This is a genomic window from Priestia sp. YIM B13490, from assembly GCF_042787735.1.
Lineage (GTDB): Bacteria > Bacillota > Bacilli > Bacillales > Bacillaceae_H > Priestia > Priestia megaterium.
Genome location: NZ_JBHZOT010000003.1, coordinates 282,816 through 305,300 on the forward strand (window position 1 = coordinate 282,816; position 22,485 = coordinate 305,300).

Sequence of the window (22,485 nt, forward strand, 5' to 3'; positions counted from 1 at the left end):
TGGTGAATACAAAATATTATAGTACGATAAGAACGGAATATACGTTATTTGTTATTTATTTTCATCTATTTAAAATAAAAATAATAAAAACATTGAACAAAACCGAACTTTTGTGTTAGATTAATAACTATAATTCGTACATTTATTAAATGGCTACAGTTGAAAGGAGCAAAAAACATCATGACAGCGAAAGTAATTAAAGGAAAAGAAGTAGCGCAAGAACTGCGCGCCGCATTAAAAGAAGAGGTAGCTCAATTAAAAACAAAAGGTATCGTTCCTGGTTTAACCGTGATTTTAGTAGGAGAAAATCCTGCTTCTCAATCATATGTAAAAGCAAAAGCAAAGGCTTGTGAAGAAATCGGTGTTGCATCTGAAATTATCAAACGTGACGTATCGATTACTGAAGAAGAGCTTTTAAACGAAATCCATCACTTGAATGGAAATCCATCTGTTCATGGTATTCTTATTCAACTTCCATTACCAAAACATATTGATGAAAAAGCAGTATTAAATGCTGTATCTCCTAAAAAAGATGTAGATGGCTTCCACCCGGTAAGCGTAGGGAATATGGTTATTGGCGATGAGTGCTATTTACCATGTACACCACACGGTATCGTTGAGTTAATTAAACGTTCAGGTGAAGAAATTTCAGGTAAGCATGCGGTAGTAATTGGACGAAGCAATATTGTTGGTAAACCAGTATCCATGCTGTTACTTCAAGAAAGTGCAACGGTAACAATTGCTCACTCTCGCACAAAAGATTTATCTGCTTTAACAAAACAAGCTGATATTCTTGTGTCAGCTGTAGGACAACCTAGACTTATCAAAGCAGATGATATTAAGCCGGGTGCCATTGTAATTGATGTAGGTAACACAATGGAAAATGGTAAACTCGTTGGTGATGTTGATTACGAAGCGGCTTTAGAAGTTGCAGGTTATATCACACCAGTACCAGGCGGAGTTGGTCCGATGACCATCACAATGTTATTGAAAAATACGGTAGACGCTGCTAAAACAATTAACAACGTAAAATAATAAGAAGTAAAAAAGAGGCTGAGACAAAGGTATTTTCGTTGAATGAAGATCCGAACGAGTTTGATTCTTGATTGAGAATCAAACTCGTTCGGATTTTTTCATTGATAAAGTCAACACAGGTTTCATGTATGGAGGTGCTTCTAGCTGGTGATTGGAGGGCAAGGCGAAGACTTCCGCAGAAAGCGAAATCTTGCGCGGAAATCAATAGCGGTGTTACAAGTGACAATAATGGATAATTTATCTATTTTATTCGTCTTTAGGTTGGATTGATTTCGTTATGTCTGAATCTTTTTTTGCTTCAGTAATGGAATGGAGGCTAATAGAATAGAATGTAACAACCTGTATACAAAGAGGAGGAAGCGATGGTTACGTTGCCTGCAACCGTATATTCTCAACAAATGGTGAAGAAAAAGTTAAACGTTTACTATCCAGTTGTGCATTTGACTAATCAAGCTGTTCAGCACAGCATGAACAGTAAAATTTTGCAGCGCACGAATGAATTAATTCGTCAGCAGGGATATGGAGAAAATCCGGATACAGAAGAAACGGGTTATTATGAGTTGAAAACAAACGAGCGAAATGTGCTCAGCTTAACACTTGTCAATTTTGCTTATTCCGGGGGAGCGCATGGATTGACCGTTGTCGTTCCATTAACGTTTAATGTGCTGACTGGAAAAACGTATCAACTCAAAGATCTATTTAAAAAAGACAGTAATTACGTGAGCATTCTTTCTAAAATAGTAGGAGAGCAAATAAAAGAGCGTGATATTATGGTTCTTGGAGAATATAAAGGAATTAAACCAGATCAAGATTTTTATATCGCCGATAAGTCACTTGTGCTCTTTTATCAGCTGTATGACCTGGCTCCTTACGCATATGGAATTCCTTACTTTCCAATTTCTATCTACGCTATTCAAGATATTATTGAAGATGAAAGTCCACTTGGACAAATGTTTGGATAAAGTTATAAAAAATTGCGGTGCGGCCGTACGTATCTTTTTAATTCGGCCGCTAACTGCTGACGAAGCGAACGAACGCCAATCGCTTCAGCAATATCTTTTGCTACAGGAAATACCCCCACTTTAGTGATATGAACACGAAGATAACCCTCATACAAGCATCCTCGGTCTGCATGCTTGATTTTGGTGCGTACAACAGCTTCTATTTTATCGTTTTCATTTTGCAAAGGGTAAGAATCTGTAATATGAAAACGAAAAGAATATTCCTCCATCACCATCATCCTTTTTCTATGATATGTACTAGCATACTACACAAATAGTGAATCAGAAAAAATAAATGTGTCAAAAAGGCAAAGCGCAAAGCAATCAAGGAAGCAGTTTCTTGTATGTAATGATCATTATTTGTGAACGATAACAGAAAAAGACAAAAAGCTGGAGTTGCGATGATAAAAATAGCATTCAAAGGATTACTTATTATTTTATCTCTATATATTCTGTACGTGGTTATAGCCGCGGTGGTTCTCTTTTATGTACCTTTAAAAACAGGAGAGGAAACGGCCTCAATTAAACCGGCTAGCTTTTTTGGTCACAGGGAGTCTACGGACCGAGTGAGACTTCTTGAAGATGGTTATGAGGCAGGAAGAGTTCGTATTCAAATGATTCAAGAAGCTGAGAAATCGATTGATATTGCATATTACTCAATAGGAAAAGGAGAGTCAACTGATTTAATTATGGCCGCTCTTTTTAAAGCAGCTGATCGAGGCGTCCATACTCGCGTTCTTTTAGACGGGATAGCTAACGGCTTGCGGGGAAACCGAAGAGGCGTGCTCTACGCATTAGCCTCACATCCTAATATTGAAGTGAAGTATTATGAACCGTTTCAATTGTTTAAACCATGGGCGTGGCAAAATCGTATGCATGACAAAATAATGATTGTAGACGGAGAGCTAGGCATAATAGGGGGACGGAATATAGGGGACAAGTATTTGGCTAAAAAGCCTCCTCCAGATTTCGTCTATGATCGTGATGTCTTTATTACAAACAGCAAACATAAACAAGATAGCGTCATCACTCAAATGCAAAATTATATAAATGAATTATGGGCTCATCCTTACACTAAAAAAGCTTTTCATCATCTCACGCAGTACCAGGTCGATCAGGGAAAAAGGATGAAAGCTTTGCTGCTGCAGCAATATGATAAAGCTAAGCAAGTAGGAGAAACGTTTGCGACGCCTAAGATTGATTGGAATGCTTCCACCGTTCCTACAAAGCGTGTTTCTTTTATTCATAATCCAATTGAACGCTTTAATAAAAGGCCTTTTATGTGGAAAACGTTTATTAACCTGGCAGAAGAAGCTAACCGCTCTGTTCTTATTCAAAGTCCTTATGTGGTGCCAACCAATGCGATGAGAAAGTATATAGCAATGAAAAAGAATCCAGCTGTTCAATGGACGCTACTCACAAATTCAGTTACATCTACGCCCAATGTGTTGGCTTTTTCCGGGTATATAAGTATGCGTGATACGATTGTGAAGACGGGTGTAAAGCTTTACGAATACCAAGGACCTTATTCCATCCATGCAAAGTCTGTGATTTATGATCAAAGACTGAGCGCCGTAGGCTCTTTTAATTTAGATTCCCGTTCTACATTTTTGAATAATGAATCAATGGTCATTATCGATAGTCAAGAATTTGCAAAAAAGCTGACGATGGCGATGGAAAACAAAATGGATAAAAGTATCCTTATTGCCAACCATAAGCGATGGATTAAATCTCCTGACATCCAAAAGAAAGAAGAACCTGTTATGAAGCGAACCTTCCTATACGCCTTTGCAAAAGTGACGAGGTTTTTTAAGGAATTTATTTAAACAATCGGCAGTAGAACAAAAAGCACTCAATGGTATATCCATTAAGTGCTTTTTGTTACATATCTTATAAATAAGTGAATAAATAAACTTATCACATAACGTAAATTATCCTCTTTTATTTATTGGAAAAACTAGGTAGTATAAACATAATAAACAAAAAGGAGGAAGGCACGTGGAGACCGCCGTTTTAATGAAACCAGATGCAGCTTATAAAGAGGCTTATATGAGCTTTTATCATGAATGGAAAGCAAGCGGAGAAAAAATGATTCCGTGGGTAATTGCTAAAGATCCTGCTTACTTTGAAAAAATGGTTCAAGAGTTGTTAGATGCAGAAAAAGGGATCGGATTAAAAAAAGGATATGTACCCGATTCCACCTACTGGCTAATGCATCACAAAAAAGTAATAGGCGTAGTTAATATCCGCCATGAGCTAAGTGAAATACTGCGAAACAGCGGAGGACATATAGGTTATGGTATTCGGCCAAGCGAAAGACAAAAAGGATATGCGAAGCTGCTACTGAAGTTATCTCTTCAAGAAATTAAAAAGCTGGGAGTTCAACGGGCATTAGTTGTGTGTGATGATTGGAACACTGCTTCTCATCGAACTATTCTGGCAAACGGTGGTATACAAGACGAGGATTATATAGAAGAGGACGGAGCTGTCGTTCAACGCTTTTGGATTCATACGGATAAAATGGCATAAGAAAGAGGTGAATTCTTCAATTCTCCTCTTTTATGCTTAGTCATATTGTTTTAAAGCTAACTTCAGCCGCATATAGGTATACATGGCGTATGCCTGTCTTCCTTTTAAACTGTACGGATTTGCTTTGGAGCAAAGACAGTTAAGAAATTGCTCATCACATGAGCGGCATGATCCATAATCTTCATAGCATAAATCATGGTATTTACAGCAGCAGTCTACATCATTTACAGGACATCCGGGACCACTGCATCCGGGACCACACCATTTATAGCCAGGGAAGAGGCAGGGCGTTGCTTTCCGTTTGTTCGGAACAGACATAATCATACATCCTTTTCAATAGTCTCTTTACATTAAATGTAAAAAAGAGAAAAGAGACAGGGACAAACACCTTGCAGCAGCAGCCTAATTTTCATGAATTTCTATCTAATCGATAAATGCGTCATTCATCCGCATTAGTAGTTTGCCAAACAGCTCCTTTTCTTCATTTGACCATTTTTTTAACATACTATGATAGCGTTCAAGGCGCATTTGCTTATCAGTTTGCAGCATTTGTTTTCCACGTGGTGTGATGTCAAATAAGCTGACGCGTCCATCCGAAGGATCAGAAGAGCGGGAAATAAACTTTTTATTTTCTAAAGCAGCAGCTTGTCTAGACAAAGTTGAAATGTCGAGTTTAAATGCTTCTGCTAGCTCTTTTACACGAGCTGGTCCAAATTCATCTAATTGCCGCAATAATAAATAAGCTGATCTTTCTAGATTTCCTATTTTATTTTCAGAATTATCAAGATAGACGGCTCGTCTAATAAAGGTAGTAAGTTGATATTCAATCAATTCAATTGAATTTTTTTCTTGCATTATAATCTCTCCTTACAAAATCATTCATTGACAAAGAAATATATACTTGTATAATACAAATGTATATATAGTTGTATAGTACAAGTAAAAGTAGGTAAAGTAAAGGATGTTTATATAGTTAAATGTTAGACAACATGACAAAATAAAGAGAGGAGGACAGCTGTTCTTTATCTATAGGACAGCGACCTATAATGAAAGTGATACGAATCATTTTACAAATCGCGATTCTTTATGCCTTTTCTATGATTGGCGAAGCTGTTCACCACATGCTTCACCTGCCTATTCCAGGCAGTATTATAGGCTTAATTTTAATGCTCATTTGCTTAACGTGCAAAGTTGTTCCCATCAAGGTGATTGAAGACGGAGCAAGTTTCTTGTTATCTTTTTTACCTTTATTATTTATACCAGCTATGGCGGGAGTGATGAATTATCCTTCGCTTCTTTCAAGTAGCGGAGGGATTTTGTTTTTAATTATTGTGCTTAGTACAATCATTACGATGGCTGCCGCGGGGGCTGCCAGTCAACTTTTAGAAAAGAAAGCGAACAAACGAAAGGAGAAACAACAGTGCAAGAACTCTTTATCGCGCTCTTTATAATTATAGCTACAGTTGCTCTGTATCTAGTCATGGCGAAAGTATACGTACGGTTCTCCTACCCAATTCTTATTCCAGTGTTAACTACAACCGTATTCGTTATTCTTCTTTTGCTTGCTTTTCATATTTCTTATGACGAGTATATGATTGGAGGCAAATGGATTAATTCACTTCTGGGGCCAGCGGTTGTTGCATTAGCGTATCCACTGTATAAACAGCGTGAGATGCTAGTGAAATACAGCATTCCTATTATTGGAGGAGTGTTTGTAGGATTATTTGCAGGCATGATTAGCGGACTTGTGTTCGCTGAAGTATTCGGCATTGACCGAAGCCTGATTTTATCTATTGTTCCTAAGTCTATTACCACTCCCGTTGCAATTCAAATTGCCACGGGACTAGGAGGGGTGCCATCCATGACTGTGGTATTTGTTATGATTGCAGGCTTTTCGGGAGTAATTCTTGGACCTTTACTTTTAAAGTGGATTCGTATTAAAAGTTCTTTAGGAAAAGGAATTGCCCTAGGCAGCGCTTCTCATGCGCTAGGAACTTCTAAAGCATTTGAATACGGTGAACTAACGGTATCGATGAGCTCGGTATCAATGACGTTAAGCGCTGTACTGGGCTCGGTTTTTGGGCCGATTGTTGTCTGGCTATTCCAAGTGTAAAGTGAGATAAGTAAATACGGAAAACAATCCTGTTTGAGTTCAAAGAGGATTGTTTTCTATGTCAAATGACGAATTTTATTCGCAGCAAACTTTCAGTTGTGCGGCTCTTACTCTGGTACTATAATAAAAAGAAAGAAAATTCATAAAATAACCGCTTTTTTGTTATTTTTAGGAAGGCTAGTCAATTGTCGATTGGGTAAGTAGGCTTAGTCAAGGTTATATACGCAGTAAAAATAGCAGAAAAGAGGAGCTGAACATATTTTATGAAAGAGGAGCTCGTGTATATAGGAAAAAAGATTCTTGAACATAAATATAGCTTGTCAGAAAAATTAGCCGAACGTTTAGATTCTACACATACGCTAAGTATAGAGGAATTAAAAGAAAAGAAAATTTTGAAATGGCGAGTGTCAATTATGGAGTACTTTGGAAGAGCGCTATTTGAAGAACAAGAGGATGTACTTAAACTTGTTAAAGAATGGGCACTTGACACGGGAAAATATGCAGTGGAAAAAAATATTCCTTTAGAAAAAGCACTCGGTATCCTCCCAATCTATCGCAGCGTTATTTGGGATGTATTTACAAGAGAACTAGAGGAGCATCAGTTTGCAGCAATTACCATGCTGCATGTCAGTGAGCGAATTGATCCGCTTTTAGATACGGTAACATGTGTTTTTGGTCAAATTTATGATGAGCATAATCGATACATGATGAATTTAGCTTACACGTCACTAGAAGAACTGTCAGTTCCGCTCGTACCTGTCACAAAAGGTATCGCTATTATGCCGATTATTGGAGAAATTGATACCCATCGCTCGCAAGTTATTATGGAAACTTGCTTGAAAAAAGGGACAAGCCTTCAATTATCCTATCTTATTTTGGATATTTCAGGTGTCGTGATTATTGATACAATGGTAGCAGACAATCTGTTCAAAATTCATCGATCTCTCAAATTAGTAGGAGTGGAAGCTATTATAACAGGGATACGACCGGAAATTGCCCAAACGGTAGTGAAACTGGGAATTGATTTTAATCAAATTAAAACAGAAGCAAATTTAGAAGCAGCGCTTTTAAAAATTGGGTTTAGACGTCCTGAAGAACATAGCCGCGCGGATGTGTCATCACGGCGCATAAAATGACCGGTTATGAACATGCAATGGAGATATTCCTTCTTCTAAACGTCGGTATGAAATATGGATTTCAGCAGATAGAAAGTAAGCGCATAGTAAAAAAGCGGATGTTAATCAACATCCGCTTTTTTACTTAATAAATGCCATATGCCATGGTAGCACAAAAGCATAAACGAGGAAGTATACCACTATTGAGTAGATAAAAAACCAGCCGTTTAAATGCATATAGCCACTTTTAATCATTCCGTATTCTATGAGTAGTGAACCAGCGCAAAAGAGAAGTGATAAAACCCATTTATTTTTAGCTGTTAAGTAAGTCAAAAATAAAATGGAAAGGGAAGGTGGAATAAATGTATAGCTTAGAATATCTCCAAGTCCTGTAACTTTTGGATCTCCCAAATCAATCATGTTAAAAACACGCGTAATGATAACATCACAAAGCCATCCGACAAACCCAACTACGCAAAACGTGATATAAAAATCTCGCCAAGTTAGCTGTCGTTTAAATAAAACAAGGGCAAGAATAAATAAACATAAACTAACGGTAATCGGAAACCACAAACCATGTGCAGATAAGTCTAAATGCTGAATTGCTTGCTCCAACATTGTTCACCTCAAAAGAAAGAGTTAGTGTTGAAGTTAGCCTATGTTATGGAAGGTATTTTATACATTTTCTACGCGTTGCGTGTATATTCTTCTCGCAAGATTGAATATAACTTTAAGTCTTGATGAGCTCCTTTAATAAACATGGCTTTTCGAATCGTTCCTTCATAAGACATACCGATTTTTTTCATTACTTTCTCAGATGCAGCATTTTCAACAAAGCACCTCGCCTGAATGCGCACTAAATCCATTTCTTCAAATCCAAACGCAATTACTTTTTCAGCTGCTTCCGTAACAAATCCCTTATTCCAATATGCTTCAGAAATCGCATAGCCAATTTCCGCAATGCGATGTGTAGGGTTCCAAGTGACAAAGTCAATGGTGCCAATACATTTTTTTAAGGCTTTGATTTCCATAGCCCAAGGAGAAATGGATTGGTTGCTGTACTGCTTTAGAACGAAGGAAACAAACTCTTTTGTATCTTGAAGCTTTCGGTGCTTTTCCCAATTTACATATCTGCTCACCTTTTCATTTGAGGCATATTCAAACATGTCACGCACATCTTTTTTTGTAACTTTCCGCAAGCGGAGTCTTTCGGTTTCTAGTGTGGGTAAATTTCCGTATATATCTTTTACTTGAATCATAAAGTTGTCTCCTTTCTCAGCAAGAAGTGGATGAAATGTTGATAATAATGTTTCAGAGAAGCTGCAGCATTCCAAAAATACGCTTTCTATTTCATGTGCTTGATTCTTTAATTGTAAAATATTTCATTGGTGAGCGTAAGAGGTCAAATGGGTTTTTGAAAAATAAAAAATTATTTTTTCTGTTCATAATCAGTTCACATATGCTTGTTAGACTAAAGTCAGAAATTAAGAAGGAGTGAAATGAAACACATGAACAGTGAAGTGAAAGAAGAACGAACTTCAAATAAAAACAGAATAGACTTATTTTTAGTTCCCATTGTTTTAATTGCAGCGTTTTTGAACTTATTTAAAATTTGGACAGATGAATACGCCAACGCTTATTACACGGCAGCTGTCAAAAGTATGCTTCAAAGTTTTCATAATTTCTTTTATGCATCTTTTGATCCAGGAGGCTATGTAACGATTGATAAGCCGCCGGTTGTATTTTGGATTCAGACAATTAGTGCCAAAATATTTGGATTTCACGGATGGAGCGTCATTCTACCGCAAGCATTAGCAGGCATCGGTTCAGTCCTTTTACTATACGTACTCGTAAAACGTACGTTTGGCGTATGGGCTGGGAGATTTGCTGCTCTTGCCATGGCTCTGACGCCAATTGTACCTGCGGTAAGCCGAACAAATAATATCGATAGTATGCTTGTATTTACATTATTAGTAGCAACGTGGATGTTATTTCGTGCTGTGCGTACGGCTAAATTTGGCTGGGTGTTAGCAGCTTTTGCGATGATTGGTGTTGCATTTAATATGAAAATGCTTCAAGCATACATGGTTTTACCAGCATTTTATGTTTTCTATGTAGTGGCAACCAAAATCACTTGGAAAAAGAAAATTGCTTTTTTAACAACAGCGACTACACTAATGCTCGCGGTTTCTGTCTCATGGGCAGTTGTAGTGGATTCCACTTCTGCTGATAAGCGACCTTATATGGGAAGCAGTCAAACAAATTCAGTTTTAGAGCTTGCTTTTGGATATAACGGTATTAATCGTTTAACTGGAAATACAAGCGTGACGGGAAGCAGTCATAAGCAGCCTGCTCAAACTGAGCAGCAAACAGCAAGCAGTGAAACAAAACAAAGTAGTAATTCAAGTGCTGATTCTTCACAAAGCTCAAATCAAAGAAAAAGCAGCTCTTCTCAAAAGATGCAGGCTCCAGGCGGAGGGAATCAAAACGGAATGTTCAACACGGGGAATCCTGGTCCCTTCCGACTATTCCAAAAAGGGTTATCAGATCAAATCAGCTGGTTATTACCATTTGTAATCTTTTCAATCGTGGGTTTATTTGCCGGAGTAAAATTTAAAGGGCCTTACACGACAAAACAAAAAGAAAGTTTATTTTGGTTAGCGTGGCTGCTACCAGTAGCTGTCTTCTTTAGTATCGCAGGATTTTTCCATCAGTATTATTTAATTATGCTGGCACCTCCAATCGCTGCATTTGCCGGAGCGGGAGCAGTAGCTTTATGGAGCATGTACAAACAGCATAATGGCTGGAAATCATGGCTGCTGCCAGGTGGTATTTTAACAACAGCAGCACTTCAAGTATATATTATGTCTCCTTATGTCAGCTCAATCGGCGCAGCGCCAATTGCAGGTGTAGGAGCACTGGGCGTCATTTTAGCTCTTGTTTTAGCTGTTCGTAAACAGCGTAAAAATTCGTTGACGAACTACCTGGGAGCCGCAGCGATGGTTGTCTTACTTGCGATGCCGGCGTACTGGGCGATGACACCAATTATTTATGGTGGAAATAGCATGCTTCCATCAGCAGGTCCTGATTCTTCAAGCGGTATGGGAGGACCTCCAAGCACAGCTACAAATAGCAAACAATCTGGCTTTAACGGTATGCAGCCGCCAAGCGGTTCATCGAACGGCGGTCAAATGCCGGGTGGTTCATCCAATAATGGTCAAATGCAGCCGCCAAGCGGTTCTTCAAACAGTGGTCAAATGCAAATGCCAGGCGGTTCATCCAATAATAGTCAAATGCCAAATAGCTTTTCAAGCAAATCATCATCTTCAAAACGAAAAAGTGGAGGGATGAACGCAGAAGTAAACCAAAAGCTACTAAACTATTTAACAAAAAATAATACAGGTGAAAAATATTTATTTGCCACAACGGATTCAACTTCAGCTGCACCTTACATTATCAAAACGGGCAAGCCAGTAATGGCAATGGGTGGATTTAGCGGTTCAGATCCAATTTTAACGGTAAGTAAATTAAAAGCCATGATTAAAAAAGGTGAAGTGAAATATTTCTACTTGTCTGGCATGGGCAAGGGAGGTCAATCTGACGTTATCACGTGGATTAAAGAAAATAGTAAGGAGATTCCTTCTTCCAAGTGGCAATCTACTTCATCAAGTGCTCAGCAAGGGCCATCTGGAAACGGAACACTATACGAAATAACGCTTAAATAAGGAGGGCATAAACATGAGTTCCATTGTTAAATATTCTATTGTTGTTCCTGTCTACAACGAAGAAGAAGTGATTCATGAAACCTACCGCCGTCTCACAGAAGTGATGCGTTCAACGAAAGAAGCTTACGAGCTTCTTTTCGTGAACGACGGCAGTAGAGATCGAACAGCAGAAATCATTAAAGAGTACAGTGAGCAAGACCCAGCGGTTGTTTTATTAGATTTTGCCCGTAACTTTGGTCATCAAATTGCTATTACAGCTGGTATGGATTATGCAAGAGGAGAGGCGGTCGTTGTGATTGATGCTGATTTGCAAGACCCGCCCGAATTGATTTTAGAGATGATTGAAAAATGGAAGCAAGGGTTTGACGTTGTATACGCTAAGCGTACAAAGCGAAAAGGAGAAACATACTTTAAAAAACAGACGGCTGCTATGTTTTATCGCTTCTTACGTGCGATGACCGATATTGATATTCCGCTTGATACAGGGGATTTCCGTTTGCTAGATCGCAAAGTGTGCAATCAAATGAATAGCATTCAAGAAAAAAATCGCTTTGTTCGCGGATTAGTAAGCTGGGTTGGCTTTAAGCAAACAGCAGTAGAATATGAGCGAGACGAGCGTTTGGCCGGGGAGTCGAAATATCCTTTGAAAAAGATGCTGAAGCTTTCAATGGATGGTATTACATCTTTTTCATATAAGCCATTAAAGCTAGCTAGCTATGCTGGTGTAACTCTATCTGGTATCGGTTTTATTTATCTTTTAGTAGTGCTGTATTTGAAGTTATTTACAGACAGCACCATCACCGGGTGGTCGTCATTAATTGTCATTCAGCTATTCTTTAGCGGCATCATTTTAATTATTCTTGGTATGATTGGAGAATATATTGGCCGCATCTACGATGAAACAAAAAATCGTCCACTCTATATCGTCCGTGAAAAGTATCAGCTTGAAACACGCAAGGAAGTATCACTTCGTGACTAACAAATGGATATCTTTTATTAAATTTGCGTTAGTAGGAGTTGTAAATACACTGATTGATTTTGTAGTATACGCACTTTTAACAACAATCGGTGTTAACTACATACTAGCGCAGTGGGTTTCATACAGTGCGGGCATCTTAAACAGTTATGTCATGAATCGCAAATGGACGTTTGAGAGAAAAGAAAAAAGCAGTAGGCGTGAAGTGATTTCATTCGTGATCGTAAATTTGATCACTTTATCCCTAACATCATTTCTGTTGACTGTTCTATATAATAAATGGGGTATATCGCTGCTAATCAGTAAACTTTTAATTACAATCGTAAGTGTCGGTATCAACTTTATTGGTACTAAATTATTTGTATTTACTACTAAAAAAGAAAGAGGGATTCATATATGACGATAAAAAAAGCAGTTATTCCAGTAGGCGGTTTAGGAACTCGATTTTTGCCAGCGACAAAAGCGCAGCCGAAAGAAATGCTGCCAATTGTCGATAAGCCTGCTGTACAATATATTGTAGAAGAAGCTGTGAAATCAGGCATTGAAAGTATTATTTTTATTACAGGACGAAACAAAAAATCAATTGAAGACCATTTTGATAAATCAATTGAGTTAGAGCAAATGCTTGAAGAAAAACACAAGTTCCAAATGCTAAAAGAAGTACAAACGATCTCATCAATGGCCAGCATTCACTATATTCGTCAAAAAGAGCCGTTAGGACTCGGTCATGCTATTCTTTGTGCCGAACAGTTTATTGGAGATGAGCCGTTTGCCGTTCTTCTTGGAGACGATATTATGACTTCTGAAGAACCTGCGCTCAAACAGATGATTCAAGCGTATGAAACGACTAATCAATCAGTTATCGGAGTTCAAAAAGTGGATGTTGAAGAGGTATCAAAATACGGAATCATTCAGCCGAAAAATAAATCTAGCAGCCTTCATGAAGTGAATGACTTGATTGAAAAACCATCGATAGAACAAGCTCCGTCAACTATTGCCGTTATGGGCCGCTACATTTTAAATCCTTCTATTTTTTCTTATCTAAAAACGATTGAAAGAGGGGTAGGAAATGAATTACAATTAACAGATGCACTGCGTGTGGTATGTGAAAAAGAGCGATTGTTTGCTCTTGAACTGGAAGGACAGCGCTTTGATATTGGAGATAAGGTAGGCTATATGAAAGCGATGGTAGAAGTTGCGTTAAAGCGCAGAGATTTACGTCAAACGTTTTTATCGTATTTGGAGGGAATTGTAGAAAAAGAACGAGCAAACAACTTCAGCTAATAAGAGTTAATCCGTTTGTTCATATTCAGTTCATATTTGAAGTATAAAATCATTGTATGATCTTATGCGGCTCTCTGTTTACTATAAACAGAGAGCTTACTGTGCGTAAAAGCTGGACAAACTTAGGAATAGGGAGAGACATGTATGATTCAAATATTAGTTGCAGATGATGATCAACATATTCGAGAGCTGATATCATTATATTTAGAAAATCAAGGATTCAAAATTATAAAAGCAGCAGATGGTGAAGAAGCGTGGGCAAAAATGGAAGAGTTTCGAATTGATCTAGCGGTCGTTGATATCATGATGCCATTTAAAGACGGATGGGAACTAACAAAGGAAATTAAGGAGTATTTTGATATACCGGTTTTAATGGTAACAGCTAGAGGCGAATCGCATGATAAGCTAAAAGGATTTGATATCGGAACAGACGACTATGTCGTGAAGCCTTTTGATCCTCAGGAAATGGTTGCTCGTGTAAAGGCTCTTTTACGCAGATACCGAGTAGAAGCTAACAATGTAATCTATATGGGGAATATAAAACTAGACCGTACCAAATTAGAGATGAGTGCAGGAGAAACAAGCGAACAGCTGCCGTTAAAAGAGTTTGAATTACTGTTCACGTTAGTTAGTTCTCCAGGAAAAATTTTTACTCGTGATCAGCTTATTCAATTAATTTGGGGATATGATTATGAAGGCGATGAGCGCACGGTAGACGTTCACATAAAACGTCTGCGAGAGAGGCTTAATCATATGAAAAACGTCGGTATGGAAATCAAAACAATTCGCGGACTAGGCTATAGAGCAGAAGGGTGTTAACGTGAAATCAATTTATGTAAAGCTGGTTCTGTCGTTCATCATTACAATTTTATTGAGCGTTGTGATTACCGTTGTCGTCACGACATTTCTTAGCAAGCAGAAGCTCGAAATGCGATTAGGTCAGGATATGGTGAAGATGGGAGAAGATTTTATCGATTTGTACGGAGCAGAAGACTCGGACAAAGCTGCAAGGTTTTTATCTAATTCATCATTCATTCATTTTTCGTTTATTATTATTGATGATCAGCATGAAGAAAAAGTATTAGGACAGCCAGGACCGCCTATTCCAATTACACCGAAAGAAGTAGATCAAGTATTAGACGGGAAGCGTTATTCTAATTTAAACGAGGAAAAAGATGATCGTCCACAGCCAAACGTAGTGGGTCTTCCTTTTAAAGAAAATGGACGGTCGTATGCTCTATTTATTCAGTCTCATCCACAGCGGCAATTTTCAGTTATTCAAGATGTTCAAAATATCCAGCTTATTACGATTTTATTAGTGGGTATTGTATTATTTGCATATGTTTCAATGATTATTATTAAACCGATTAAGCGTCTCAGTACAGCGATGAAAGTTGTCGGACAAGGCGAATACAATGTGCAAGTCGAGCACGCAGCGAATGATGAAATCGGTCTGTTAACTAAAAATTTTAATCAAATGACTAAAGAATTAAACAAAATAGAAACGATGAGGCAAGAGTTCATTGCTAGCGTTTCGCATGAGATTCAATCACCGCTGACCTCTATTCGCGGTTTTTCAGCGGCACTTAAAGATGATATCGTCAGTGAAGATAAAAAGATACAATATTTAACGATTATTGAAAAAGAAAGTACAAGACTTTCTCAGCTTAGTTCCAATTTGCTAAAGCTTGCTTCTCTAGACTCTGAACATCAAACGCTAATGCTGCAGCAATACCGTTTAGATGAACAAATCAGGCATGTGGTCATGGCTTTAGAACCTCAGTGGACAAAAAAGAACATAGAAATTGACCTTGATTTATCCAATGTTCAAATGGAAGCAGATAAAGATTTGTTAGAGCAAGTTTGGCTGAATTTAGTAACAAATGCTATTAAATATACGCCTGAAAATGGATTTGTGAAAATATCCATTTCTCTAAAAAACGAAGAAATAGACGTGAAAATAAAGGATAATGGAATTGGTATTGCCGAAGAAGATCAAAAATATATTTTTGAAAGCTTTTATAAAGTAGATAAATCGAGAACGTTAAAAGGAAGCGGCCTCGGTCTAGCCATTACAAAAAAAATTGTTCGGATGCATGAGGGCACAATACGTGTTGAAAGCAAAAAAGAACAAGGAAGCATTTTTACGGTAACCTTGCCTATCCAAAAAATTAGGGCTAAAAAAGACTCGTCTGTGTAAGTTCATGCAGATGAGTCTTTTTTATTAGGTCAAAGATATAAAAAAAATTAATAATATCTATTTATTTTTTTAATCCCTACTTGACATATAGGTAAAGTGTAAATAATATAGATAGTATAAATCTTTTGGAAAAATTGGGATGCTAAAGAAGCTGATCGGTCAACCGAAGGCTCATACTTGTTCGCTACTAGTGTGGGCCTTTTCTGTACATTGGTTGTGGTCATTAAAATCTCAATCTTCAACTGAACATATGGGGAGGATTACCATGTATTTATCTTCTGCACATTATACAAGTACTTATAGATGTTGTTCGCTTTGTTTATTCAACTGCAACTAAAATATAAATTTATCTATGAATAGGAGAATGATAAAATGGCTTCAATTACACAAGAAAAATTAGATTATATTGTTAAATTACTAACTGAAATCAACTATGGATCTGTACTAATTACCCTTCACGACGGACAAATTACTCAAGTGGACAGCACGGAAAAAAACCGCTTTTTAGCTAAAAGCAAAGTAGCAAGCCACAAATAAGCCTATTTAAATACGTATTTAGAGAAACTGAAGGGCCAGCCTAGCTAGCGAATGCTTGGCGGCGGGGCAAGCAAGTACCGTACTAAATATAGAAAACGTGCGTATTCGAAGAAAAATTGACTTTCTTTCCGGTTAAAGATTTAGAATTTTTTGAATTAAAATTGAGTTATAGGTTGTATGAGTATGACGATGAGAAGTACAAAGCTGCTAAAGCAGCAGCTTTGTACTTTTTAAAATTATGAAAATCTGACAGTTTCATTCCTGTGCTGACCGGATTACCGAAGGCTTCTGACCTGTGTTAGGAGTCTTTTTTTTATTCTTAAATTAATATAATAGGAGGAGAAAATATGGAAAATTTATTACGAGCAGCGGTGCGGCAAAGAAAACAATACCTCATTGAAAAGTTACTGAAAAAAGGGATTTACAAAAAAGAAAACCATCATCTTTTTGAACTTACACTCTCTGACTTAGAAAAAGAGTATCAGGCACGCAGTAGGTAAGGAAAGCACGTAAAAAGAACTAAAATAAGTGTAAAAAAGATTAAAAACCTAGTTGACTAATAGGTAAAGTGTGTTTATTATAAAAACAAGAATAAATTGTCTTTTCAGAAAGTATCTGCTTTTTATTCTTACGAATAAATTTAATAAGAATAATCTAAGAGCATATACGCTGATCAGACTAACTGAAGGCTGCTTCTCTTTTCAAAGAGATAGCGGCCTTTTTGTATTTTTTTATAAAAAGGGGAGTAAAACATGAAGAAAAAAGCAGTTCAGTTTTTAATGGTGCTAACAGCACTGCTCGTCGTGCTAGCAGGTTGCGGCAATGGGAAATCTACTGAAACAGCAGGGAAAGATAGTTCTGCGAGTAAAAAAGATTCAAAAAAACCAGTAGAGCTTTTAAACGTTTCATATGATCCTACACGTGAGCTTTATCAGGAGTTCAATAAGAGCTTTGCATCTTATTGGAAAGATAAAACAGGGCAAGACGTTACTATCAAGCAATCGCACGGTGGCTCTGGTAAGCAAGGCCGGGCAGTTATTGACGGTTTGGAAGCGGATGTAGTAACGCTGGCGCTTGCTTACGATATTGATGAAATCGCTCAAACTCGCCAATTATTAAACAAAGACTGGGAAAAAGAATTGGCTCATAATTCTACACCATACACATCAACAATTGTTTTTTTAGTTCGTAAAGGAAATCCAAAGGGAATTAAAGATTGGAATGATTTAACGAAAAAAGGTACATCCGTTATTACACCAAATCCAAAAACGTCTGGAGGCGCACGCTGGAATTATTTAGCAGCTTGGGCATACGCGAAGAATAAATATAACGGAGATAACAAAAAGATTGAAGACTTCATGAGTAAACTTTATGGAAATGTCGAAGTGTTAGACTCAGGCGCACGCGGAGCGACAACTACGTTTGTAGAACGGGGTATTGGAGACGTGTTAATTGCATGGGAAAATGAAGCTTACTTATCGTTAAATGAGCTAGGAAAAGATAAATTTGAAATTGTAACACCGTCATTAAGTATTTTAGCAGAACCGCCTGTTGCTGTAGTAGATAAAGTAGCTGAAAAGAAAGGCACAACAAAGGTAGCAAAAGCATACTTGAAATATCTATATACAGAAAAAGGTCAGGAAATCGCAGCGGAAAACTACTATCGTCCTCGAAATGAAAAAATATTAGAGAAACACAAAGATCAATTTCCTTCTCTTAACCTAGTCACCATTAAAGATTTTGGCGGCTGGAAAAAAGCTCAAGAAACTCATTTTAACGATGGAGGAACATTCGATCAGATTTATCAGCCAAAGTAATATGATGCATTAAAAAAGTAAATGAGGAAGATACGAATGTTAATTCGTATCTTCTGTGTACATGTATCTTGAAAGCAGAGAGAGGTGTAAGACGTGAGTGTGTTACAACGACAGAAGAAAAAGAAAAGCATCTTACCTGGATTTGGGCTTTCTTTAGGTTTTACGATGTTTTATGCAAGTATCCTTGTGCTTTTTCCGTTAGCTATGATTTTTCTAAATACGGCATCTATGGGATGGAGCGAGTTTATTAAAACTGTTACAGACTCTAGAGTAGTAGCATCATATAAATTAAGTTTTGGAGCAGCATTTGCAGCAGGGATTATTAATGTTATTTTTGGAACTATTATTGCATGGGTATTAGTGAGATATCATTTTCCAGGAAAGAGGTTTATTGATGGACTTGTAGATTTGCCGTTTGCTTTACCAACGGCTGTTGCCGGCATTGCCTTGACCACTCTTTACGTTCCGAAAGGATGGATTGGTCAATTATTTACGTTTAAAATCGCATTTACGCCTATCGGAATTATTATCGCTCTGACGTTTATTGGTCTGCCGTTTGTTGTCCGAATGGTGCAGCCAGTATTGCAAAACTTTAATGCAGAGATCGAAGAAGCATCGGCTAGTTTAGGAGCCAGCCGAATGCAAACGTTTAGAAAAGTTGTTTTTCCAGAGCTGGTGCCTGCTATTTTAACAGGCTTTTCTCTTTCATTCGCAAGAGCGCTTGGAGAATACGGGTCAGTTGTTTTTATTGCTGGAAATATGCCGATGAAAACTGAAATTACGCCGCTTATTATTATGACAAAACTCGAGCAGTACGATTATGCGGGCGCTACTGCTATTGCATCAGTCATGCTCGTTGTATCATTTTTTCTGTTATTACTTATTAATATTATTCAATGGTGGACAAATCGTAAATTTGTACATAGTTAAGGAGGGATGACATTGGCAGGACATGTTCCAATGCAACATGAAAAAACGACTGTTAAACTTAATCATTTTAGTTTAAAAGAGCCCAAAGTCGTCCAGTGGCTGCTTACATTTATTGCACTGGCTTTTTTAGCTCTATTCTTAGTGCTCCCGCTCATCACCATTTTTATGACAGCTTTTCAAAAAGGGCTGGAAACGTATCTCGCTGCGATTACGAATCCGGATGCTTTGGCTGCTATTAAACTAACGCTAATTGTGGTGCTTATTACTGTTCCTTTAAATGCCGTTTTCGGCGTGGTAGCTGCATGGTTAATTACAAAGTTTGATTTTAAAGGAAAGAATATTTTAATTACGCTTATTGATTTGCCGTTTGCTGTTTCGCCTGTTATTGCTGGATTGGTTTTTATTTTATTATTTGGTGCACAAGGGTTATTCGGAGAATGGCTGTTTAATCAAGATATTAAAATTGTATTTGCTATTCCCGGTATTATAATAGCTACTCTTTTTGTAACGCTTCCGTTTGTTGCCAAAGAATTGATTCCACTCATGCAAGCTCAAGGGTCAGCCGAAGAAGAAGCGTCGTTAACGTTAGGAGCTAGCGGTTTCAAAACTTTTTTTCTAGTGACGTTACCTAATATTAAATGGGGCTTATTATATGGCATTATCTTATGTAATGCGCGCGCAATTGGAGAGTTTGGAGCTGTATCCGTTGTGTCTGGGCACATTCGAGGAATGACAAATACGATGCCTCTTCATATTGAAATTCTCTACAATGAATATCAATTTGCAGCAGCGTTTGCGGTAGCATCTTTAATGTCAGTTTTGGCTATTTTTACATTAATTATAAAAAATATTATTGAGTGGAAGGCCAAACATATTTAAAAAGGAAGGAGCTTATGAGATGAGTATCCATATTAAGCACGTATCAAAGAACTTTGGTGATTTTAAAGCGCTGGATTCTATTAACATTGATATTCAAACGGGTGAATTAGTAGCTTTACTCGGTCCGTCCGGTTCTGGAAAAACATCTTTGCTTCGTATCATTGCCGGTCTTGAACATCTTGATCAAGGAGCTATTTTATTTGATGGAAAGGAAATTACGCACATAAATCCAAAAGAGCGGAATGTAGGGTTTGTTTTTCAACACTATGCTTTGTTCAGGCATATGACTGTGTTTGATAACATTGCGTATGGTTTAAAAGTACGACCTAAAAAAACAAGGCCTTCTAAAACAGACATTACCAAGAAAGTAACCGAGCTGCTGCAGCTTGTTAAACTAGAGCCGCTTGCAAATCGCTATCCCTCTCAATTATCGGGCGGACAGCGCCAGCGAGTAGCGCTTGCTCGAGCGTTAGCAGTAGAACCGAAAGTACTGCTACTAGATGAACCTTTTGGCGCTCTGGATGCAAAAGTTCGCAAAGATTTGCGCAGATGGCTACGTAAATTGCACAATGATTTTCATATTACGAGTATTTTCGTTACGCATGATCAAGAAGAAGCTTTAGATGTGGCCGATCGTATTGTTGTGATGAACAACGGGAAAATTGAGCAGGTTGGAAGTCCTGAGGAAGTATATGATCATCCTAATAGTCCATTTGTGTACGATTTTTTAGGGAACGTCAATTTATTCAAGGGCCGCATTCATAAAGGCAGACTAAAACAAGGAAGCTTTGAAATGGATGTTCCAGAATTTAACGGAAGAAATGAAGAAGCAGCTGTTGGGTATGTACGACCTCATGATATTCACCTTGAAAAGGTAAGAACAAGCGCAGATGCTGTTTCTGCAACCGTTAGCCATATTCATGTGATAGGGCCTATCGTGCAAGTTGAATTAAAAAGAGAAGATGCAGAAGAATTTTTAGAAGCTGAATTGAGCAAAGAGCACTATAAAGTCCTCAGTCTTCAAGTGGGAGAGAACGTGTATGTAAAGCCTAAGCAGCTAAAAGTATTTATTCCAGAAGATTATTCTATTTAATAAAAAGCGTAAAGGGTATGCCTTTGCGCTTTTTATCTAACAATAAATTAGTACCAGATATTAAAAGTAGGTGTTATAATTAAGTATCAACTGATTTGAGGTGGAGAAATGATGCAATCAAAAGCTAGAATTACGGGAATGGGGATATATACACCAAAGCAAAAATTAACGAACGACCATTTAAAAGAAATGGTTGATACAAGTGACGAATGGATTGTACAGCGTACCGGAATGAAAGAACGACGAATTGCTGGTGAAGGCGAATACACGTCTACGCTTGCCATTCGAGCCGTTGAAAATTTGCTTAACCGATATGCTGTAGAAATAGAAGATGTAGATGCAATTATTGTTTCGACAACAACGCCAGATCACTTTTTTCCTAGCGTAGCATGTCAGATTCAAGATTACTTTCATATTGATCAAGCTGCTGCATTTGATCTAAGTGCCGCATGCGCCGGTTTTACATATGGCCTTCATGTGGCGAACGGCTTAGTGACGTCGGGATTGCATAAAAAGATTTTAGTTATTGGTGCTGAAGTCATGTCGAAAATTACAGATTATACGGACCGGGCCACATGCGTGCTGTTTGGTGACGGAGCGGGAGCTATGCTTGTAGAGTACGATGAGCATAATCCGAGTTTCTTAGGATGTCACTACGGAACGGACGGAAGCGGAGGGGTGAATTTATATCGTTCTAACTTATCTAATACTCTTTCAGGAAAAGAAATTAATTCGAGCGGGAATTTAGTTCAAAACGGGCGTGAAGTATACCGCTTTGCTGTCCGAACGATTCCAAAAGGAGTAGAAGCATTATTAAAGAATACTTCCATTTCTCTTTCTGATGTAAATTGGTTTATTCCGCACAGTGCAAACCTTCGAATGATTGAAGCTATTTGTGCTAAAACAGGTGTTACAATGGATAAAACGTTAACGAGTGTGCAATACTGCGGAAATACATCTTCAGCTTCTATTCCGCTTGCTTTAAACGAAGGAATAATGACAGGAAAAGTACAGGGTAATGACCTCCTTATTCTTTATGGGTTTGGAGGAGGATTAACGCACTGCGGCTTGTTAATTAAATGGACGTGTAAAGAAAAAAGCTAAAAGGCGTCGCCTTTTAGCTTTTTTCTTTTTCATTACAGAGCTTTTTATTGTCGTTCCAAGAAAGTTTATTCTTTTTATAACAGCAGGTTTGCAGTATTTTCAGCGCAAACATATATAATAGAAAAAACCCGCTTTTTTACAGCGGGT

26 protein-coding genes are annotated in these 22,485 nt (G+C 37.7%); 21 read left to right on the forward strand and 5 right to left on the reverse strand.

The genetic code is table 11. The features are described 5' to 3' along the window. Window positions 1-180: 180 nt before the first annotated feature. The 3 genes from folD to ACFX4R_RS11325 all read left to right on the forward strand — a co-directional run bounded on the left by folD (window position 181) and on the right by ACFX4R_RS11325 (window position 1,997). Complete coding sequence (folD, locus tag ACFX4R_RS11315) at window positions 181-1,035, forward strand: bifunctional methylenetetrahydrofolate dehydrogenase/methenyltetrahydrofolate cyclohydrolase FolD (RefSeq protein ID WP_016763907.1); 855 nt, start codon at window positions 181-183, stop codon at window positions 1,033-1,035. A 147-nt stretch (window positions 1,036-1,182) separates the two neighbouring features. After that, window positions 1,183-1,305 carry a hypothetical protein gene (locus ACFX4R_RS11320; RefSeq protein ID WP_272911201.1) on the forward strand — a complete coding sequence of 41 codons (123 nt, stop codon included), beginning with the start codon at window positions 1,183-1,185 and terminating at the stop codon, window positions 1,303-1,305. Window positions 1,306-1,397: 92 nt separating this feature from the next. Continuing rightward, a complete protein-coding gene (locus ACFX4R_RS11325; RefSeq protein ID WP_050689955.1) occupies window positions 1,398-1,997 on the forward strand; it encodes a DUF3298 and DUF4163 domain-containing protein in 600 nt (199 codons plus the stop codon). 2 nt (window positions 1,998-1,999) lie between these two features. Here the strand turns inward: ACFX4R_RS11325 and ACFX4R_RS11330 are convergent, their stop codons facing one another. Further along, entirely contained in the window at window positions 2,000-2,266 is a 267-nt protein-coding gene (locus tag ACFX4R_RS11330) for a hypothetical protein (protein WP_043982140.1), read from the reverse strand. Window positions 2,267-2,437: 171 nt separating this feature from the next. Here ACFX4R_RS11330 and ACFX4R_RS11335 point away from each other — a divergent pair, with 171 nt between their 5' ends. Both ACFX4R_RS11335 and ACFX4R_RS11340 read left to right on the forward strand, forming a co-directional pair. Beyond that, on the forward strand, window positions 2,438-3,862 hold the full coding sequence (locus ACFX4R_RS11335; RefSeq protein ID WP_043982635.1) for a phospholipase D-like domain-containing protein: 1,425 nt from the start codon (window positions 2,438-2,440) through the stop codon (window positions 3,860-3,862). 190 nt (window positions 3,863-4,052) lie between these two features. After that, on the forward strand, window positions 4,053-4,565 hold the full coding sequence (locus ACFX4R_RS11340; RefSeq protein ID WP_043982636.1) for a GNAT family N-acetyltransferase: 513 nt from the start codon (window positions 4,053-4,055) through the stop codon (window positions 4,563-4,565). Between the two features lie 36 nt (window positions 4,566-4,601). Here the strand turns inward: ACFX4R_RS11340 and ACFX4R_RS11345 are convergent, their stop codons facing one another. Then, on the reverse strand, window positions 4,602-4,883 hold the full coding sequence (locus tag ACFX4R_RS11345) for a hypothetical protein (protein WP_078081757.1): 282 nt from the start codon (window positions 4,881-4,883) through the stop codon (window positions 4,602-4,604). A gap of 105 nt (window positions 4,884-4,988) precedes the next feature. Next, window positions 4,989-5,420 carry a MarR family winged helix-turn-helix transcriptional regulator gene (locus ACFX4R_RS11350; RefSeq protein ID WP_043982142.1) on the reverse strand — a complete coding sequence of 144 codons (432 nt, stop codon included), beginning with the start codon at window positions 5,418-5,420 and terminating at the stop codon, window positions 4,989-4,991. Window positions 5,421-5,611: 191 nt separating this feature from the next. Between ACFX4R_RS11350 and ACFX4R_RS11355 the strand changes: the two genes are divergently transcribed. The 3 genes from ACFX4R_RS11355 (at window position 5,612) to ACFX4R_RS11365 (ending at window position 7,814) form a co-directional block, all read left to right on the forward strand. After that, window positions 5,612-6,016, forward strand: a complete 405-nt coding sequence (locus tag ACFX4R_RS11355; protein ID WP_377569592.1) for a CidA/LrgA family protein — start codon at window positions 5,612-5,614, stop codon at window positions 6,014-6,016. Continuing rightward, a complete protein-coding gene (locus ACFX4R_RS11360) occupies window positions 5,986-6,678 on the forward strand; it encodes an LrgB family protein (protein ID WP_043982145.1) in 693 nt (230 codons plus the stop codon). Before ACFX4R_RS11355 ends, ACFX4R_RS11360 begins: the two co-directional genes overlap by 31 nt. 263 nt (window positions 6,679-6,941) lie before the next feature. Continuing rightward, complete coding sequence (locus ACFX4R_RS11365; protein ID WP_043982146.1) at window positions 6,942-7,814, forward strand: STAS domain-containing protein; 873 nt, start codon at window positions 6,942-6,944, stop codon at window positions 7,812-7,814. 120 nt (window positions 7,815-7,934) lie between these two features. Here the strand turns inward: ACFX4R_RS11365 and ACFX4R_RS11370 are convergent, their stop codons facing one another. Continuing rightward, window positions 7,935-8,411 carry a hypothetical protein gene (locus ACFX4R_RS11370; protein ID WP_013082943.1) on the reverse strand — a complete coding sequence of 159 codons (477 nt, stop codon included), beginning with the start codon at window positions 8,409-8,411 and terminating at the stop codon, window positions 7,935-7,937. 68 nt (window positions 8,412-8,479) lie between these two features. Next, the gene (locus ACFX4R_RS11375; RefSeq protein ID WP_014460341.1) at window positions 8,480-9,052 is read right to left on the reverse strand and encodes a GNAT family N-acetyltransferase; all 573 of its coding nucleotides are present in this window, start codon (window positions 9,050-9,052) and stop codon (window positions 8,480-8,482) included. A gap of 240 nt (window positions 9,053-9,292) precedes the next feature. Between ACFX4R_RS11375 and ACFX4R_RS11380 the strand changes: the two genes are divergently transcribed. From ACFX4R_RS11380 to ACFX4R_RS11440, 13 genes are all read left to right on the forward strand, one after another. Next, window positions 9,293-11,518, forward strand: coding sequence for an ArnT family glycosyltransferase (locus ACFX4R_RS11380; RefSeq protein WP_165575232.1), 2,226 nt, complete (start codon window positions 9,293-9,295; stop codon window positions 11,516-11,518). A gap of 13 nt (window positions 11,519-11,531) precedes the next feature. Then, window positions 11,532-12,497, forward strand: a complete 966-nt coding sequence (locus ACFX4R_RS11385) for a glycosyltransferase family 2 protein (protein WP_097823572.1) — start codon at window positions 11,532-11,534, stop codon at window positions 12,495-12,497. After that, entirely contained in the window at window positions 12,490-12,894 is a 405-nt protein-coding gene (locus ACFX4R_RS11390; protein WP_162214132.1) for a GtrA family protein, read from the forward strand. Before ACFX4R_RS11385 ends, ACFX4R_RS11390 begins: the two co-directional genes overlap by 8 nt. Beyond that, window positions 12,891-13,778 (forward strand): UTP--glucose-1-phosphate uridylyltransferase GalU, encoded by an 888-nt coding sequence (galU, locus tag ACFX4R_RS11395; RefSeq protein WP_162214133.1) that lies wholly within the window; start codon window positions 12,891-12,893, stop codon window positions 13,776-13,778. The genes ACFX4R_RS11390 and galU overlap by 4 nt, the downstream gene beginning before the upstream one ends. 144 nt (window positions 13,779-13,922) lie before the next feature. Then, the gene (locus ACFX4R_RS11400) at window positions 13,923-14,597 is read left to right on the forward strand and encodes a response regulator transcription factor (RefSeq protein WP_013056822.1); all 675 of its coding nucleotides are present in this window, start codon (window positions 13,923-13,925) and stop codon (window positions 14,595-14,597) included. 1 nt (window position 14,598) lies between these two features. Continuing rightward, entirely contained in the window at window positions 14,599-15,978 is a 1,380-nt protein-coding gene (locus tag ACFX4R_RS11405) for a sensor histidine kinase (RefSeq protein ID WP_237074856.1), read from the forward strand. 372 nt (window positions 15,979-16,350) lie between these two features. Beyond that, window positions 16,351-16,515, forward strand: a complete 165-nt coding sequence (locus tag ACFX4R_RS11410) for a YezD family protein (RefSeq protein ID WP_013056824.1) — start codon at window positions 16,351-16,353, stop codon at window positions 16,513-16,515. A gap of 347 nt (window positions 16,516-16,862) precedes the next feature. Continuing rightward, complete coding sequence (locus ACFX4R_RS11415; protein ID WP_043982152.1) at window positions 16,863-17,015, forward strand: Fur-regulated basic protein FbpA; 153 nt, start codon at window positions 16,863-16,865, stop codon at window positions 17,013-17,015. A 252-nt stretch (window positions 17,016-17,267) separates the two neighbouring features. Then, window positions 17,268-18,332, forward strand: coding sequence for a sulfate ABC transporter substrate-binding protein (locus ACFX4R_RS11420; RefSeq protein WP_377569595.1), 1,065 nt, complete (start codon window positions 17,268-17,270; stop codon window positions 18,330-18,332). 93 nt (window positions 18,333-18,425) lie between these two features. Beyond that, window positions 18,426-19,262, forward strand: coding sequence for a sulfate ABC transporter permease subunit CysT (gene cysT, locus ACFX4R_RS11425; protein WP_097823566.1), 837 nt, complete (start codon window positions 18,426-18,428; stop codon window positions 19,260-19,262). Window positions 19,263-19,274: 12 nt separating this feature from the next. Continuing rightward, on the forward strand, window positions 19,275-20,141 hold the full coding sequence (cysW, locus tag ACFX4R_RS11430; protein WP_377569597.1) for a sulfate ABC transporter permease subunit CysW: 867 nt from the start codon (window positions 19,275-19,277) through the stop codon (window positions 20,139-20,141). A 19-nt stretch (window positions 20,142-20,160) separates the two neighbouring features. Further along, window positions 20,161-21,234, forward strand: coding sequence for a sulfate/molybdate ABC transporter ATP-binding protein (locus ACFX4R_RS11435; RefSeq protein WP_097823564.1), 1,074 nt, complete (start codon window positions 20,161-20,163; stop codon window positions 21,232-21,234). A 108-nt stretch (window positions 21,235-21,342) separates the two neighbouring features. After that, window positions 21,343-22,338: a ketoacyl-ACP synthase III gene (locus ACFX4R_RS11440; protein ID WP_043982153.1), complete on the forward strand. Its 996-nt coding sequence runs from the start codon at window positions 21,343-21,345 to the stop codon at window positions 22,336-22,338. Window positions 22,339-22,485: the final 147 nt, after the last annotated feature.